This window comes from Pseudoalteromonas sp. DL-6, assembly GCF_004328665.1.
Classification (GTDB): domain Bacteria; phylum Pseudomonadota; class Gammaproteobacteria; order Enterobacterales; family Alteromonadaceae; genus Pseudoalteromonas.
On sequence record NZ_CP019770.1, the window covers coordinates 3030852 to 3046930 of the forward strand.

General features: G+C 40.6%; 15 protein-coding genes. 4 read left to right on the forward strand and 11 right to left on the reverse strand.

Going from position 1 to position 16079, the window contains the following annotated elements:
* Positions 1 to 40: 40 nt before the first annotated feature.
* From B1F84_RS14175 to B1F84_RS14185, 3 genes are read right to left on the reverse strand one after another with little or no spacing between them, the layout of a single operon-like run.
* The gene (locus B1F84_RS14175) at positions 41 to 658 is read right to left on the reverse strand and encodes a LysE family translocator (RefSeq protein WP_131691774.1); all 618 of its coding nucleotides are present in this window, start codon (positions 656 to 658) and stop codon (positions 41 to 43) included.
* Positions 659 to 667: 9 nt separating this feature from the next.
* Positions 668 to 850, reverse strand: a complete 183-nt coding sequence (locus B1F84_RS14180) for a hypothetical protein (protein ID WP_010392465.1) — start codon at positions 848 to 850, stop codon at positions 668 to 670.
* A gap of 14 nt (positions 851 to 864) precedes the next feature.
* Positions 865 to 1263 carry a DUF3224 domain-containing protein gene (locus B1F84_RS14185; protein WP_131691775.1) on the reverse strand — a complete coding sequence of 133 codons (399 nt, stop codon included), beginning with the start codon at positions 1261 to 1263 and terminating at the stop codon, positions 865 to 867.
* An 88-nt stretch (positions 1264 to 1351) separates the two neighbouring features.
* On the opposite strand from B1F84_RS14185, the gene B1F84_RS14190 reads away from it, so the two are divergent.
* On the forward strand, positions 1352 to 3130 hold the full coding sequence (locus B1F84_RS14190) for an ABC transporter transmembrane domain-containing protein (RefSeq protein ID WP_131691776.1): 1779 nt from the start codon (positions 1352 to 1354) through the stop codon (positions 3128 to 3130).
* A gap of 14 nt (positions 3131 to 3144) precedes the next feature.
* On the opposite strand, the gene B1F84_RS14195 is transcribed toward B1F84_RS14190, so the two are convergent.
* Entirely contained in the window at positions 3145 to 3804 is a 660-nt protein-coding gene (locus B1F84_RS14195) for a hypothetical protein (protein WP_131691777.1), read from the reverse strand.
* Between the two features lie 95 nt (positions 3805 to 3899).
* On the reverse strand, positions 3900 to 4532 hold the full coding sequence (locus B1F84_RS14200; RefSeq protein WP_008467299.1) for an OmpA family protein: 633 nt from the start codon (positions 4530 to 4532) through the stop codon (positions 3900 to 3902).
* Between the two features lie 185 nt (positions 4533 to 4717).
* Between B1F84_RS14200 and chrA the strand changes: the two genes are divergently transcribed.
* Positions 4718 to 5869, forward strand: a complete 1152-nt coding sequence (gene chrA / locus B1F84_RS14205; RefSeq protein WP_131691778.1) for a chromate efflux transporter — start codon at positions 4718 to 4720, stop codon at positions 5867 to 5869.
* Here chrA and B1F84_RS14210 read toward each other — a convergent pair.
* The 4 genes from B1F84_RS14210 to speA form a co-directional block, all read right to left on the reverse strand.
* Positions 5832 to 7088 (reverse strand): mechanosensitive ion channel family protein, encoded by a 1257-nt coding sequence (locus B1F84_RS14210; RefSeq protein ID WP_131691779.1) that lies wholly within the window; start codon positions 7086 to 7088, stop codon positions 5832 to 5834. The genes chrA and B1F84_RS14210 overlap by 38 nt on opposite strands.
* Positions 7085 to 8005 (reverse strand): acetyltransferase, encoded by a 921-nt coding sequence (locus B1F84_RS14215; protein ID WP_131691780.1) that lies wholly within the window; start codon positions 8003 to 8005, stop codon positions 7085 to 7087. Before B1F84_RS14215 ends, B1F84_RS14210 begins: the two co-directional genes overlap by 4 nt.
* A gap of 17 nt (positions 8006 to 8022) precedes the next feature.
* Complete coding sequence (locus B1F84_RS14220; protein WP_131691781.1) at positions 8023 to 8895, reverse strand: acyltransferase; 873 nt, start codon at positions 8893 to 8895, stop codon at positions 8023 to 8025.
* A 61-nt stretch (positions 8896 to 8956) separates the two neighbouring features.
* Complete coding sequence (speA, locus tag B1F84_RS14225) at positions 8957 to 10837, reverse strand: biosynthetic arginine decarboxylase (protein ID WP_131691782.1); 1881 nt, start codon at positions 10835 to 10837, stop codon at positions 8957 to 8959.
* Positions 10838 to 11035: 198 nt separating this feature from the next.
* On the opposite strand from speA, the gene speE reads away from it, so the two are divergent.
* Entirely contained in the window at positions 11036 to 11899 is an 864-nt protein-coding gene (speE, locus tag B1F84_RS14230; protein ID WP_131691783.1) for a polyamine aminopropyltransferase, read from the forward strand.
* Between the two features lie 65 nt (positions 11900 to 11964).
* Here the strand turns inward: speE and B1F84_RS14235 are convergent, their stop codons facing one another.
* Both B1F84_RS14235 and B1F84_RS14240 read right to left on the reverse strand, forming a co-directional pair.
* On the reverse strand, positions 11965 to 13203 hold the full coding sequence (locus B1F84_RS14235) for a hypothetical protein (RefSeq protein WP_131691784.1): 1239 nt from the start codon (positions 13201 to 13203) through the stop codon (positions 11965 to 11967).
* A complete protein-coding gene (locus tag B1F84_RS14240) occupies positions 13181 to 13807 on the reverse strand; it encodes a methylamine utilization protein (protein WP_131691785.1) in 627 nt (208 codons plus the stop codon). Before B1F84_RS14240 ends, B1F84_RS14235 begins: the two co-directional genes overlap by 23 nt.
* A gap of 174 nt (positions 13808 to 13981) precedes the next feature.
* Between B1F84_RS14240 and B1F84_RS14245 the strand changes: the two genes are divergently transcribed.
* On the forward strand, positions 13982 to 16024 hold the full coding sequence (locus B1F84_RS14245) for a glycoside hydrolase family 97 protein (protein ID WP_131691786.1): 2043 nt from the start codon (positions 13982 to 13984) through the stop codon (positions 16022 to 16024).
* The last annotated feature ends 55 nt before the right edge of the window (positions 16025 to 16079 follow it).

Below are 16079 nucleotides of genomic sequence, written 5' to 3' on the forward strand. Positions count from 1 at the left end.
CATTAATTATCAGCTGCACACAATTCAACCACTTTGATAGTTACAATCCAATAACCACTTTAATTGCCAGCGCAATAAATACCGCACCTAACAGCCTATCTAACCATATATTTTGCTTAGTAAAACCAAAGCGTTTTTTAGACACCTCAGTTAGTAAGGCTACCAATAAATACCAGCCAGTATCTATTACAAAAACCGTTAAGCACATAATAATGCCAATACTTAAAGTAAGACTCTCTGGGTCAATAAATTGTGAAAATAACGCCAGAAAGAAAATTGCTAGCTTGGGGTTTAAAAATGCAATGGCAAAGCCATCTTGTAACGCCTTAGAGCTGCTCATGTCGCTTTGCTGAATGTTTAGCTCGCTGTCGTTGGGCTTTGAAAATAGTATTTTCAAACCTAAATACGCTAAATAGGCTGCCCCTAAGTACACTAAAAATTGGTACACAGTAGGAAACTGCAACATCAATGCGCCTAACCCCAACAATGAAGCCGCTGCATATAAGCCCACTCCAAAACCATGACTTAACGCTGCCAGCATGCCATTTTTCATGCCACCGCTTAAGCTATGCTTTAATACCACAGCTAAACTGGGACCAGGCGACATTGCGCCCATCATGCACACCAATGCTAAGCTCAACCATAATGATAACGCCATTAGTAACCCTTATATCTCTTCATTTTCAATAAGTAATGTATAACCATGCACTTGGCCATAAAAGCCTGTTAATGGCACTGCGTTTATTACTTTCCAGCCGTCTTGGTTTAATTCCTGTATGCGATCATTTAGTGCGACTATATCTACCCCACCCAAAAAACGGGCCTTTCTGAATTCGATTACTTTTTGCATTATAAATACCTGCTTTATAGGCTGTATTCAAAATCATAATGGTGAATACCCTGCTCTATTCGTATCGCCATACTGCCTGTTAATCCTGCGAGCTCATTGGTACCAGAGTCGGGTACGACTTTTAAAATCAAGCTATCTTGGCCTTTGTCCATCAGCCCAAAATGCTGTAATACAAAACCACCTTGCAAACCATCAAGTTCGCCTATTACTTGCTCAATAGCCACGTAACCGGCACTGCCTTGAGTGGGGGTCATGGCGCTGAGCATTTCGCCTTGGCTAGTGGCCGTTAAGCTGCCAGTAAATTGTTTATCAATCGACATCCGACCTAAATTAACGCCTTGCTGCCCGTGTGCATACCCTTCTATAGGCGCTAAGGTCACGGTAAACTCGCCTGTTATCTGTTTAGTTGTCATAATTTTTCCCTATTGATGATTTTTAATACTATTGATTTTTAATCTATTGATGCCATATCTATACATTAATCACCAATAAGAATCTACTATGCCAACAGACAAGCCTGCTTCAGATAAAGCCGCTTTTAGCGCTTTATTCCCCATATTTAATTTTATTAAGCCCTATAAGTGGGTAGTTTTAGGGGCTCTAGTGGCATTACTTGCCACCGCAGGGGTTAATTTATCGCTAGGCCAAGGCGTTAAGTTTGTGATTGACCATGGCTTTATTGCCGGCTCGCAAGCGCAATTACAACAAGCTGTTTTGGTATTAATTGGTTTGATCAGTTTATTGGCGCTGGGTACATTCAGCCGATTTTATTTAATGTCGTGGATTGGCGAGCGAGTCAGTAATGACATTCGAAAAGCTGTATTCAATCGTATTGTTACTTTGCATCCGAGTTACTTTGAAGAAAATCGCAGCGGCGAGCTGATGTCGCGACTCACCACCGACACCACATTACTACAATCTATTATCGGCTCATCATTCTCTATGGCGCTGCGAAGTGCGTTGATGTTAGTCGGTGGCTTAATTATGCTGCTTGTTACTAATTTAAAGCTTACCTTGGTCGTTGTGGCCTGCGTCCCTTTAGTACTGGTGCCTATGTTGGTTTTTGGAAAAAAAGTACGCAAACTAGCAAGCTCCAGCCAAGATGCGATTGCAGATATCAGCACCTACGCGGGTGAGATCATTCAAAATATAAAAGTGGTACAGAGTTATAGCCATGAACAGCAAGAGCAATCTGCTTTTGCTAATGAAACTGAAAAGGCCTTTAACGTTGCCAAAAGCCGCATTAAACAACGTTCGTTTTTAATTGCAGCAGTTATTTTTCTTACCTTTAGCGCTATTAGTGCCATGCTCTGGGTAGGCGGTAGTGATGTGCTCGCAGGCACTATGACGGGCGGTGAACTTGGCGCGTTTGTGTTCTATGCCATTATGGTGGCCATGTCGGTAGCGACCGTTGCAGAAGTTTACGGTGAACTACAACGCGCAGCAGGAGCAGCAGCAAGGTTACTCGAGCTACTTGCGGTTGAAAGTAAAATACAAAATCCCGAAATTCCAAAAGATGATCAGTTACATGCAACAACCAGCAACAGTGCAATTTCACTTGAAGGTATTAGTTTTAATTACCCTTCTCGCCCAGATGTAAGCGCATTAAATAATATCAGCTTAAATATTGAAACAGGTAAAACTGTGGCTATTGTTGGCCCTTCCGGTGCCGGTAAAACCACCTTGTTTGAACTGTTACAGCGTTTTTATGACCCTGCCAGCGGAGCGATTAAGTTTCATAATATAAATATTAAACTGTTGTCGTTAAACACCTTACGCAACAAAATGGGCATGGTGGCACAAAACCCGATTTTATTTAGCTCTGATGTAATGCATAACATTCGCTATGGCAACCCAAGCGCTAGTGACGAGCAAGTTTATGCGGCCGCCAAACATGCCCATGCTGATGAATTTATAAAACAGTTACCACAAGGCTATAACAGCTTCTTAGGTGAGCAAGGTGTAAGGCTATCGGGTGGGCAAAAGCAGCGTATTGTTCTTGCTCGCGCCATTTTAAAAGACCCAGAAATACTGCTACTTGATGAGGCTACCAGCGCGCTTGATGCGCAAAGCGAGCATCATGTTCAGGCTGCACTTGAGCACTTAATGCAAAATAGAACAACGCTGATTATTGCCCATAGACTGGCCACGGTAAAACATGCCGATATGATTGTGGTAATGGAAAATGGCGAAATAAAAGCCACAGGCACTCATCAGCAATTAATGGCAAGTAATCCCTTGTATCAAAAGCTATGTGAATTACAGTTTAATTTAGATTGATTGCGCTTTAGTAGTTACTTTTTATCAAGCCATTTATTCATTGCGGTATCGTAAGCCTCAGTTAGCTTAGTTTTATCGCACTGTACACCAACAATATAACTATCTGGCAAGTCATTTTTTGGCATAACTCCAGCACCAACGGATACCTTTCTAAAACAGCTATCACCTCGTTGATAAGTGGTAAATTGCATATTTTGCCGCTCTATTTTTAATAGTGGCTTTACCTTGCCTGCATGCGCTTTTGGGACTGTAATACGCATTTTCTGAGGGTCATTCTTTGCAGTATAAGAATAGCCAGTTTGTTGCTGTAAAATACTGTTGAGTCCTTTGTTTAAATCGATCTTTTTGTAAGGCTTTAAAATTACAGGCTGAGTATTATTCGTGGTGGTATTTAGCTTCTCAGTCGATTTCTCTGTTTTTCTATAATTAATATTTAGTGGTTTTGATTGGGTGCCATTAACAGACTCAATAGATTTGATTTCTGTATTTGTATGAGCGCGTTGTTGGGGGATTTGTTGTGTTGCTTTAATTCTAGCCGGCACACATACCATATAAGCTTTAATTGGGGTTGATTGCTGTGGTTTTATGTTAGGTGCTTTTAATGTGGCAACAAAAAGCAAAACTAATCCGTGTAAACATACTGATAAAATAATTGCCGTGCGCCACGCTGCCATAAATATGTCCTTATCGAAGAACTATTTGTGACAGCTAACGCAGGCAAAAGTGCCATTAGAATAAACCAAACCACGCATTTTCGCGGCTTTAGCTATTAACCTTGTGTATTAGGCACTATTTGAATTTCGACGCGGCGATTTTGCGCACGACCATTCGCTGAATCGTTAGTGGCAATTGGACGTGACTCGCCATAGCCACTCGTGCTTACTCGTGCAGCCATAATTTGCTGGTTTACCAAGTAGTTTTTTACACTTTGCGCACGCTGCTCTGAAAGAGTCATGTTGTAACTGTCTTTGCCAGTGCTATCTGTATGACCTTCAACACTTAAGTAGGTTTTTTCGTATTTATTCATTACACTTGCAATCGCATTTAGAGTGTCATGAAAGCCCGATGAAATATAAGATTGATCAGTCGCAAACGTAATATTAGAGGGCATCACTAAACGTAAGTTATCACCTTCACGTACCACTTCAACTCCCGAACCTGCTAGTTCATCACGAAAAGCAGCTTCTTGCTTATCCATGTAATCACCTACAGCAGCACCCGCTAGCGCACCAATAGCCGCACCAATAAAAATACGTTTATCTTTATGGTTGCCCGTTGCTTTACCTAAAATCCCCCCTGCTGCAGCACCAATAGCGGCGCCTTTACCTGTGTTATTCATTTCACAGCCAGAAAGTAATACAGCAACTACAGTGACACTTAAAAGTGATTTAGTTAACGTCATGGTGATTTCCTATTCATTTAGAGTTTATTAATTTAATTATGCAAACATATGTATGAACCAACAATGAAGAGTAACGTAAAACAGCTATTATTGCCTATTAAATACCGAACTAATGATAGCGTTTCATAAAAATGTCATACTTATTTGTGACACTTTAATGATTTATAAAAAAGGCGATGGCCACTATGTTAATTGCGATTTTTAGGCAGTTTTTTTTGCTTGGCTGCATGAGTTTTGGCGGCCCTGCTGCGCATTTAGGTTACTTTAAACACCACTTTGTTGATTCGCTGCGCTGGTTGAGTATCAGTCGCTATTCACAACTAATTAGCCTAAGCCAAGCTCTGCCAGGCCCTGGCTCTAGTCAGGTTAGCTTTGCAATCGGGGTAGAACGTGCAGGTGTACTCGGTGGTATCACCGCATTTATTGGTTTTACTCTGCCTTCTTTTTTAATTATGACACTGCTTGCTATTAGTGCTCACCAATTTGACGCCGTTTATTTTGCTGTGATTACCGGATTAAAGCTCTTTGCCGTAGTCATTGTTGCCGATGCAACCCTTAGTATGGCCAAAAGCTTTTGCAGTAACCTAATCCTTAAGCTAATTGCAGTTATAAGCACCCTAGCTCTTATTCTACTGCCGATGTTAGGTACACAAATTATTATTTTACTTATTGCGGCCGCAGTCGGCGCTATTTGGCCACTCTTACAATTAAGTGATTTATCACAGCAAACTAACAGTGATCAGGGAAAAGTTAACTGGGTAGCACTTAGCTTATTTGCACTACTGCTTGGAGTTAGCTTTATTCCAATAGGGCAAGAATTTGCGTTATTTGCGCCTTTTTACCAAGCCGGTGCTATGGTATTTGGTGGCGGACATGTTGTGTTGCCAGTACTTCAAGCGGGTGTGCCAACCTTAAGTGATGATCAGTTTTTAACGGCTTACGCCAGTGCTCAGGCTATACCTGGGCCTATGTTTACAATAGCCACCTACTTAGGCGCGCAGCTAAACACCGCGCAACCAATAATAGGCGCAATCATAGCTACATTATTGATATTTACCCCTGGGTTTTTACTGATGTTGGCCTTTCAAAAAAGCTGGATTAATTTAGCTAGTAAACCCCGTTTTGCCAGCTCAATTGCTGCGCTTAATGCCGCCGTGGTTGGTTTTTTAGCTGCTGCATTGTTTTCGCCCATTTGGACTTCAGCTATCAATAATGTGTGGCATATTGCGTTAGTGATTACTGCATTTGCGTGGCTACGTATGAAAAAGCCACCTATTTGGTGGCTATTATTGCTCTTTATTAGCGTTGGCCTTGGACAGCATTATTGGGTACTTTAATACTAGGTTTGCCCGCCATATTCACCCCGTCAGCTGGGCTTAACTGCCCACTGACGCTTTGATAAGCGCGCAGCCCAAACACCGGTAATACAGCTAGTAAATGGTCCATAATTTCAGCTTGTAAGTGCTCGTACGATATCCAACGTTTGTCTTCACTGAAGCAGTAAAACTCAATCGGCAAGCCATGATTAAGTGGTTGTAGCTCACGCACCATAAGTGTGAGCGAGGTATTGATTTTACTGTGCTGTTTTAAGTAACCCTCTGCATAGCGACGAAACAACCCTAAGTTCGACACAGGATCGGGAAGCGTGCCTAGTCGAATATATTCTTGCAGTGGAATAGCCGCTTCTATTTGCGCTTTAAAATCATCATCAACTAAAAAGATGCTGTTCATATCAATGTTTAAAGAACGTTTAATACGTCGCCCACCAGACTCTTGCATACCGCGCCAGTTTTTAAATGAACCAGCCACTAGCATATAAGTAGGGATGGTCGTTATGGTGTTATCCCAGTTACGCACTTTTACGGTATTTAGCCCTAAATCAATCACTTCGCCATCGGCACCATAGTTGTCTACTTGTATCCAATCACCATAGGTCACTAAGCGGTTAGCAGCAATTTGAATGCTGGCGACAAAGCCTAATATGGTGTCTTTAAATACTAATAGCGTTACCGCTGCAATCGCACCAAAGCCCGATAGTATATAAGTAGGCGACTTTTCAAGCACAATACTAACTATTAATATTGAACAGACAATAAAGGTGATCAGTTTAACCACCTGAATTAACCCTTGAATAGGCACTTCCCGGGCAAAATCTAATTGGTTATAAATACCACCGGCAACACTAACAATACTGCTAATAATAAAACCAATATAGATAATTAATAATGCTTGGCCAATGGTTTTAAGGATCTCTTGGGCAATTGCATTAACGGGATAAACGCTATCAAATGTGGCTAAAAAAAGGACACAACATAGCAAACAAGCAATTCGTTTATTGAGCTTGGTCAACATAGGTGACAATGAACCAATACGCTCAGGCGAGAGTTTAGTCACCACCTTTTGAATACCTGGTAACATTAAGCGGCGAGTAAATAAGTAAACAAATAATAGCGAGAGAATGCCTATCGATGAGGCGGTGATGGCACTGAGAAAAAAAGCATCGGGGACTTTTTCAAACCAAGGAGTAATTAGCTCCTGTAGGTGTGTTTTGGTCATGGTATTTCAATTTCCTTACTGGGAGTTAATTCAGTACTAGCTTGCTGAATATGAATAGCGCTTAATTGCTTATCTTTTATTGTCCATAAGTTATTTAAGTATTGCTGAAACTCGGCTCTAAATACTTGATCTGTTTGGTAACTGCCAATCATCTGTGTATTTATTGGCATCACCTCAATGGTAATATTAATAGACTCCAACTCGCCTTTTAAAATATTACGACACACATGATCTGATTTACCGCTATACACTAAACTGGTGTTAAGCATAGCGTCAAACTGCTCATTTAAAACTTCTAAGGCAAAAGCAGTTCCACCAGCCTTAGGCTTTAATAAATGCTGAAAAGGACTTTGTTGATGCTGGTGCTTTTGCGCTGTAAAACGCGTACCTTCTACAAAGTTCACTATGGTTGTAGGGTGATGACGAAAATTACGGCAACTGCGCTTAGTACGCTCGACATCTAGGCCTTTTAAATTGGGATTTTTTGCCAATTGTGCTTTGCTCACCCGCTTCATAAAGGGCATACCCATTGCCCACGCACCAGTGCCTATAAATGGCACGTACTTAAGCTCATCTTTTAAAAAAAACTTAGGAGCTGGTAATGCATTTAACGAGCTTAATACCGCAATATCAAGCCAGCTAATATGATTACTGATTAGCAAATACCAACTGTTGGCATTCACCTCCCCACTAATATTAACCTTAATGTCATTACAGCCTAGCCACAACCCTAAGCGGTTACCTTTGCACCACCCCTTGTACGCGCTGTGTAATAATTTACTTACTATGGGTATGGGAAAAACTAATTTAACTAATCCTAGGGTAAGTACTAATGCGCCAAATATTATTAAATTAGCAAATAAAACACAGCCAACAATTAAGCCATTTAACCAATTAGGTAACCATTTTTTTAGCATAACTGTTAGCTCATTTTTTATTTTTGTTTGAAATTAATGAGCGTCTGGTTTTTTTCTTCCCACACGCGATTTAATTCAGTTTGAAAACGTACTCTAAAGTCAGGATCATTAGTGTAATCACCAATTAAGCCATCACTAACGCCTTTGACTTCAACATGTACATCAATGTGTTTTACTTTACCGGCTGCAAAATCCATAAAAGTAGGAATGCCCTCAGGGTAATGAATAGTGACATTTACCACCTTAGAAATTTGCTCACCCATGGCTTGCATTACAAACGCCACACCACCTGCCTTAGGTTTAAGTAAATGAGGAAACGGGCTATTTTGACGCGCATGCTTTTGCGCTGTAAAACGCGTACCTTCGACAAAGTTAACCACACTGACTGGCATTTCTTTAAATTTTTCACAGGCTTTACGGGTCGTTTCTAAATCTTTGCCGCGCAACTTAGGGTTCTTTTTTAATTGGCTTTTACTGGTGCGGGTCATAAAAGGAAAGTCGAGTGCCCACCAGCATAGGCCTAGAATAGGCACATAAATAAGCTCTTTTTTCAAAAAGAAGTTTAAAAAAGGTATTTTGCGGTTAAATACTCGCTGTAACACTAAAATATCCACCCAGCTTTGGTGGTTCGCAATAACTAAGTACCAATCTTTTAATTTAAGCTCTTCAAGGCCAGTCACATTTAGCTTTGTTGGCGTTAGTAACACTTGATTTAAGGTGTTAAACGTCACCCAAATAGAGGCACATTGCTTGGCCGTCCAGCTCATTAATTTTTGCAGCCCCTTAATTGGGATTAGCTTAACGATGCCACAAATAAAAATAGGCACAAACCAAAAAAGAGTGTTTATTGTGTAAAAGAAAATACTAAATACACTGCGAATAACTGACATTACTTCTATTCCTTTAAACATCGCGCAGCCACGAATGACCGCGCTTAACTATGCAACTAAATTAATCTTCAAAATAGGTGTAGCCTTCAAGCCCTGCATTGAGCTCGGCTAAGTAACCTTCTTTACAGTTCGCTGATACATCAAGTTTATTAATTTGAGTGGCAAAGTTATCAGCTAATAACTCGCTATCATAATCAACAAATTTTAATACATCCTTAACGCTGTCACCTTTAATGGCATTGGTTAATACATATCCTTGCTCATTAAGCTCAACATGAACTGAATCGGTATCACCAAATAAGTTATGTAAGTCACCTAAAATCTCTTGGTATGCCCCTACCATAAACATCGCAATATGATACTGCTGACCTTGTGTATATTCAGGAATAGGTAAACTGGTTTCAATTCCTGCACCTTCAACGTACTCACGTATTTGCCCGTCAGAATCACAAGTAATGTCCTGGATAATAGCGCGCTGAGTTAGCGGCTGCGTTAGGTTTTCGATGGGCATAACCGGAAATAACTGCTGAATGCCCCACACATCGGGTAACGACTGAAATAATGAAAAATTCACAAACAGTTTATCGGCTAGTTTTTCGTTTAAATCATCCAGCACTTCGCGGTGAGCTCGTGCATTAGAGCTTAATGAAGCACGAACGCGATGTAAAATAGTAAAGTAAAGCTGCTCTATTTTCGCCCACTCTAGCATGCTCACTAAACCATGTACGTATTGATCGTGTGCTTCACTAAATAAATGCATTGCATCATGATAAATCTCTAATGCCATACGCGGGTTCAAACGTTGTAAACACTGCCACATTTCATCCAATACTAAGGCACTGTTTTCAACCGGTGGTTCTGGGTTTAAATGATTTGGCGCTTTTTCAACATCAATTACATCGGTAATAAGCACCGCATGATGTGCAGTAAGAGCACGGCCAGATTCGGTAATAATTGCAGGGTGAGCTAAGTTATGTTGGTCGCACACCTCGGCAAATGCATTTACCACATTACGCGCATATTCTTCGACTGTGTAGTTCATTGAGCAAGCACTTCGCGAGCCTGAACCTTCGTAGTCAACGCCGAGCCCGCCACCCACATCAACCGTATTCAGCGGTACACCGTACTGAGTTAATTCAGCAAAATGGCGAGCACATTCGCGTAAAGCACGATGAATATCGCGAATATTGGCAATTTGTGAACCAATATGAAAATGTACCATTTGCATTAAATGCAACTTATTATGTTGCTTAAGCACTTCCACTGCACTAAGTACTTGGCCTGCAGTTAAGCCAAATTTGCCTTTTTCACCACCGGTATTTTGCCATTTACCTTTACCAACCGAATTTAAGCGAATGCGAATACCAATAGCAGGCTCAATACCTAAATTATCAATTTCTTCAAGCAGTGTGGTTAGCTCAGAGAGTTTTTCAACCACAATTTTAACGTTGTGCCCCATTGCTTGACCAATACAGGCTAAACGTAAGAATTCACTGTCTTTGTAGCCATTACATACAATAGTAATAGGCTCTTTTGCCACACCTAAAATTGCCATTAGTTCAGGTTTAGAACCGGCTTCAAGCCCCACTAAACCACTTGGGTGTGCTAAAAGCTTACTTACTACAGAACGCTGTTGATTTACTTTTATAGGGTAAACACAGGTGTATTTACCATTATATTCACGGTTGCTACGCGCTTGAGTAAACGCATTGGTGAGCGTATCTACACGGTTTTTTAAAATATCGGTAAAGCGCACCAATACTGGTAAGGTTAATCCTTGCTGTTTAAATTGCTCGGTAAGCTGGCTTAAAGAAATGGCAGGTTTTGTTTGGTCGCCATCCGGATAGGCTATCAATTCACCTTGTGCGTTAATATCAAAATAACCATCGCTCCAATGAGCAACATTGTATGTAGCACGTGCTGTTTCTAAACCCCAAGTCATGGCAACTCTTCTTTATTAAATTAGGTGTAAAGGGGCATTTTAATACGTCACTATCTGCTAAGCTAACAAAAATTGAACTTTCCCCTCTTTATAGCTAACTTTATTCGCTAAAGAGCGTAAAATTTGATTGAGCAATAGCGCAAGCACTGGCAGAATTGCCTCCTTTTTTCATACTCAACCAAAAGTGTAACAACAACTATGGCAAATTTAGATCAAAGTAAGTGGTTTACTGAAATTAGCGACCGCGATGGCAGCGCATTTTCATTACGTATTAACAAAAAGTTAGATGAAAAACAGTCTCCTTTTCAAAAAGTAGAAATGTTTGAAACCACAGACTTTGGTAATTTAATGATCATTGATGGTTGCACTATGGTGAGTAGCCGTGAAAACTTTTTTTATCATGAAATGATCAGCCACCCAGCATTACTAGCACACCCAAACCCTAAAAATGTGGTTATTATTGGCGGCGGCGATTGCGGTACATTACGTGAAGTGCTTAAGCACCCAAGTGTAGAAACTGTAACCCAAATCGATATTGACGAAGTAGTTACCCAAATGTCGTTAAAGTACTTCCCAGAGTTATGTGAATCAAATAACGATCCACGTGCTACTGTAATGTTTGACGATGGCATTAAATACATGCGCGAAGCAGCTGCTGAGTCTATTGATGTAGTGATTGTTGATGGAACTGATCCGGTAGGCCCTGGTGAGGGTTTATTTAACCATGCGTTTTATACTAGCTGTTTAAACGCACTTCGCCCTGGTGGAATACTCGTACAACAAAGTGAATCGCCATTAATGCATATGCCACTTCTGGTTGAAATGCGCGAAGCTATGCTAAGTGTTGGTTTTAAAGACTTGCAAACTCTTCCATTCCCACAACCTATTTATCCAAGTGGGTTGTGGTCGGTGACGCTAGCTCGCAAATCTGAAGCATTTAACGGTTTTAGAGAAGACGGCGCAGCCATAATTGCTGAGCATAGTGAATACTACAATGGCGGCATTCATCACGGTGCACTCGCAACACCTAATTACATGAAACGCGCTTTTGACAAAAAATAAAAAGCCATAAATAAACAGCTGGGCTCACAAGAGCCCTTATCTGTTTCAATTTGTTATTCTTCCAACTAAAACCGAAACTGAGCATTTAATGCTATTTGCTGCTGCGATATTCTCGATGCTTTATTCATAGCTACTCGGTTATCTGCTTGGCTATGAAGCGCTGACCCCTCAACACCTATTTGCCATTGTGGTGTAAGCTGATAACGCCAAGTTGCTGTTAGTCCCTCGCCATGACTAGCATTAGGGTCAAACTTCCAATCGTCTTTGTCTGTCACCTCAAAATAATCGTAACGTACTGAGAAACGGTGGCGTTTTATTTTATGACTCAATAATGCAAAATGACTATAAAATCGAGTATCAACGCCGCGGTTTTGACCCATAGCCGTACCACCCGACATTATTTGGATAATTAATCGTGTTTTCGGTGTAAATTTATTTAGCCATGCGACACTTAAAAATCGAGTATCCCAGGCATATTGACCCGTATTATAATTAAGAGCGCCAGGGTCACCATTGTTATCATAGTAATACACTCGCAACTGAGATTTTTTTAAATAATCCCAATGCCCACCAACGTAATAACCAAATCGCCCATCGACCTCTTCAAACGGTAAAACTTGGTTTGCTTGAAATTGTAACTGTGGAGTATTTAAAGACGCTACAGGCGCAAAAGCGAGAGCCTCATTAAGTGTTGTTTGGCGATCATGCAAAGCAAAGCCTCGCCAAGCGAGTAATGTCCCCGCAGGGTCGTTACCTTTAAATGTCGCACCAACCAAACTAAAACTATGGGCACTATTAAAATTACGGGCTGGGCGTTTAATTGTTGCTTCAACACCTAGTGTTCGCAGCTCTTCACCTACCCATGAATTAATTGCCGAATTGGTATAGTTATATACAGATAACCAGCCCATATCAGGATTTTCTAATGACAATTGTGGATAAAAGCCACCCACTTTAATATGCCATTTATAATCACTGCGAACTAAAGGTTTATATTGCAGGTAAGCCTGACTAACCCCCAAAGTACTTTTTGGATCTTGATATAAATTAACTACAGCATGGGCAGACCAACTAGAACTTATATCTGCACTTAAATCAATAATTCCCTGAGATAAAACCACACCTTGATTAGCCGCATCATGGCGATATAAACCAATTCCACCCTCTTGCCAGCTTAGTTGTGAATCAGCTTGCACAGCCCTTACTTGCAGCAAACCTTTAACTTGTGCATTGACAGTAAAAACACTCAACAAGCAAATAACAACAGCTAAGTGCAATAGACTATTCATAATCGTCAAACTCATCAACTTCAACCCTAATAGGCAAAGTTAGTTTTTGTTTTAATTGATAACTTAATTTATTGTTAGTTATAACAACTTTCTGCGACTCTATGTTGCTAATATCTCTAAAGCCTTCATGCCAAACATTTAGTTTATAGGCTCCATTTTGGATGTCGAACGATGCAACTCCTTGCTCATTGGTGATTGCATAATATGGGCTATCCACAACAACAATGTAACCCAACATCCAGTCATGAATATTACATCCAAGCTCCACAACTCCTGTTTGCTCAAATGTAATTGGATTTTGTGGTTGTTCTCGGTAAAGTTTTAATTCAAATGTTTTGCTTTTAGAAAATGAATACACGTGATGCATTATCGAGTCAGCGTTAGGAAATTCAACTTGGCTGTTTTTTTCAACGACTAAGATATGTGGCGTAAATTGGCGATTTTTTTGTGTCATAGTGAACAGTGATTGATTTAAGTTCACCTCAGAGGCTTGCTCTGGAGCTAACCACACAACAGCATTCTCTTGAGTTTTTTGGTTATTATCATAAACAGTAACCGTTACTGCACTGCTCTTAAAAACAATTATAAAACCTAAAATAGCGAGTGAAATTTTCAGCATATTTTCTTCTTGTTAAATTATTTTTATTTATTATAGAACTAATTACATAAAGTTTTGCGGATTAATTAATACACTCTTTTTTAGCTAATTAATTGAATACGTATGCAGCTACCTCGTAATAGTGGGTTCATCACTTTATGCTCATAACCTACGGTTTGACATCAAGGACACACAATGAGACTACCTTTACTATTAGTTGCTTTACTTGCAAGCAGTGCTTTTGCAAAAGAAGCCACGCTGAAATCACCTGATCAAAAAATTAAAATTACCATTTCTGATCAATCATCATCCCCTCATTACTCTATTAGCTTTAATGGTAAGCCTGTTATTGAGCAGTCACGCTTAGGTTTTAGGTTTAAAAGCCAAGCACCATTTGATGACGGCTTTGTTATTAGTGAAGTAACTCGTTCACAAACCGATAGCCAATGGCAGCAACCTTGGGGAGAGCGTCAAACCGTTATTGATAAGCACAATGAAATTGCCGTTACCTTCAATAAACCTGCGCCCCACGCTGGCACATACACTGTACGATTTAAAGCCTTTGATAGTGGTGTAGGTTTTCGCTATGAAGTCCCTAAGCAAGCCGATTTTGAAAAAACTGAAATTACTAAAGAACTGACCGAATTTGCTATTGCCGCAAAAGATAAAACCACCGCATGGTGGATACCTGCTCGCGGTTGGAACCGTTATGAATATGTCTATAACACTACAGACTTACAAAATGCTGCACTTGTTCATACCCCTTTTACCTTTAAAAATGGTAACGGTGTACATGTCAGCATTCATGAAGCAGCTCTGGTAGATTATGCAGGGATGGTGCTTAACCAGCGTCGCCCTGGTACGTTTAGTGCCGATTTAACGCCATGGTCTGATGGCATTGCCGTTAAGAAGCAAGGCGCATTCAACACTCCTTGGCGCACCATTCAAATAGGTGAGCGAGCGATAGACTTAGTTAATTCAGATATTATTTTAAACCTGAATGAGCCAAATAAACTCGGTGATGTGTCGTGGGTTAAACCAGGTAAATATGTAGGTATTTGGTGGGGAATGCACATCAATGAAACAACTTGGGGCAGTGGAGAAAAACACGGTGCCACCACAAAAAATACTAAATACTATATGGACTTTGCCGCTGAGTATGGCTTTGACGGCGTATTAGTTGAAGGTTGGAACACAGGTTGGGATGGCGACTGGTTTTATAATGGTGATGTATTTAGCTTTACTCAGCCTTATGACGATTTCGATATTGCAGCGCTTACACAGTACGGTAAAGAAAAAGGGGTACAGTTAATTGGTCACCATGAAACCTCTGGCAATGTCAGCAATTATCGCGACCAAATGGAAGATGCTTTTGCGCTTTACGAAAAATCAAATGTAAGCCAAATAAAAACCGGTTATGTGGCCGATGGTGGCAATATAAAACGCATAGATGAAAACGGCATTGCCCGCTTTGAATGGCACGACGGCCAATTTATGGTAAATGAATACTTACATAACATTAAACTTGCCGCTAAATATAAGCTAAGCATCAACACCCATGAACCAATTAAAGACACAGGTCTGCGCCGTACTTACCCCAACTGGATTGCCCGTGAAGGTGCGCGTGGACAAGAGTTTAACGCATGGGGTACGCCACCTAATCCACCAGAGCACATTCCAATGCTTGCTTTTACCCGTATGCTTGCAGGGCCAATGGACTTTACCCCAGGTATTTTTGATATGAGCTTTAATGGCTTAGGGGACGATACAAATCGCCCACAAACAACACTGGCAAAGCAATTAGCATTGTATGTGGTGATGTATAGCCCAATTCAAATGGCGGCGGATTTACCGCGTAATTATTTAGCTAAACCCGATGCTTTTCAGTTTATTCAAGACGTACCAACCGATTGGCAGCAAAGTATCGCGCTTGATGGCGAAGTAGGCGACTTTATTGTATTTGCACGCAAAGAGCGCAAGCGCGATAACTACTCAGGAAACGATTGGTACTTAGGTGCAGTGACTGACGAAAATGCCCGCACCATTGAAGTTAAACTCGACTTTTTAGATAAAGATAAACAGTTTGAAGCGCAAATTTATCGTGATGGTGATAAGGCAGAGTGGAAGAACAATCCTTATGATTTAAGCATTGAAAAACGCATTGTTACCGCAAGCGATAAGCTAACACTAGAACTGGCTACCAGTGGCGGCACCGCTATTCGTTTTAAAGCACTTTAGTAGTTAACCTGAACCCTAGATAATAAATTAACGCTATCTGCAACCATGCAGATAG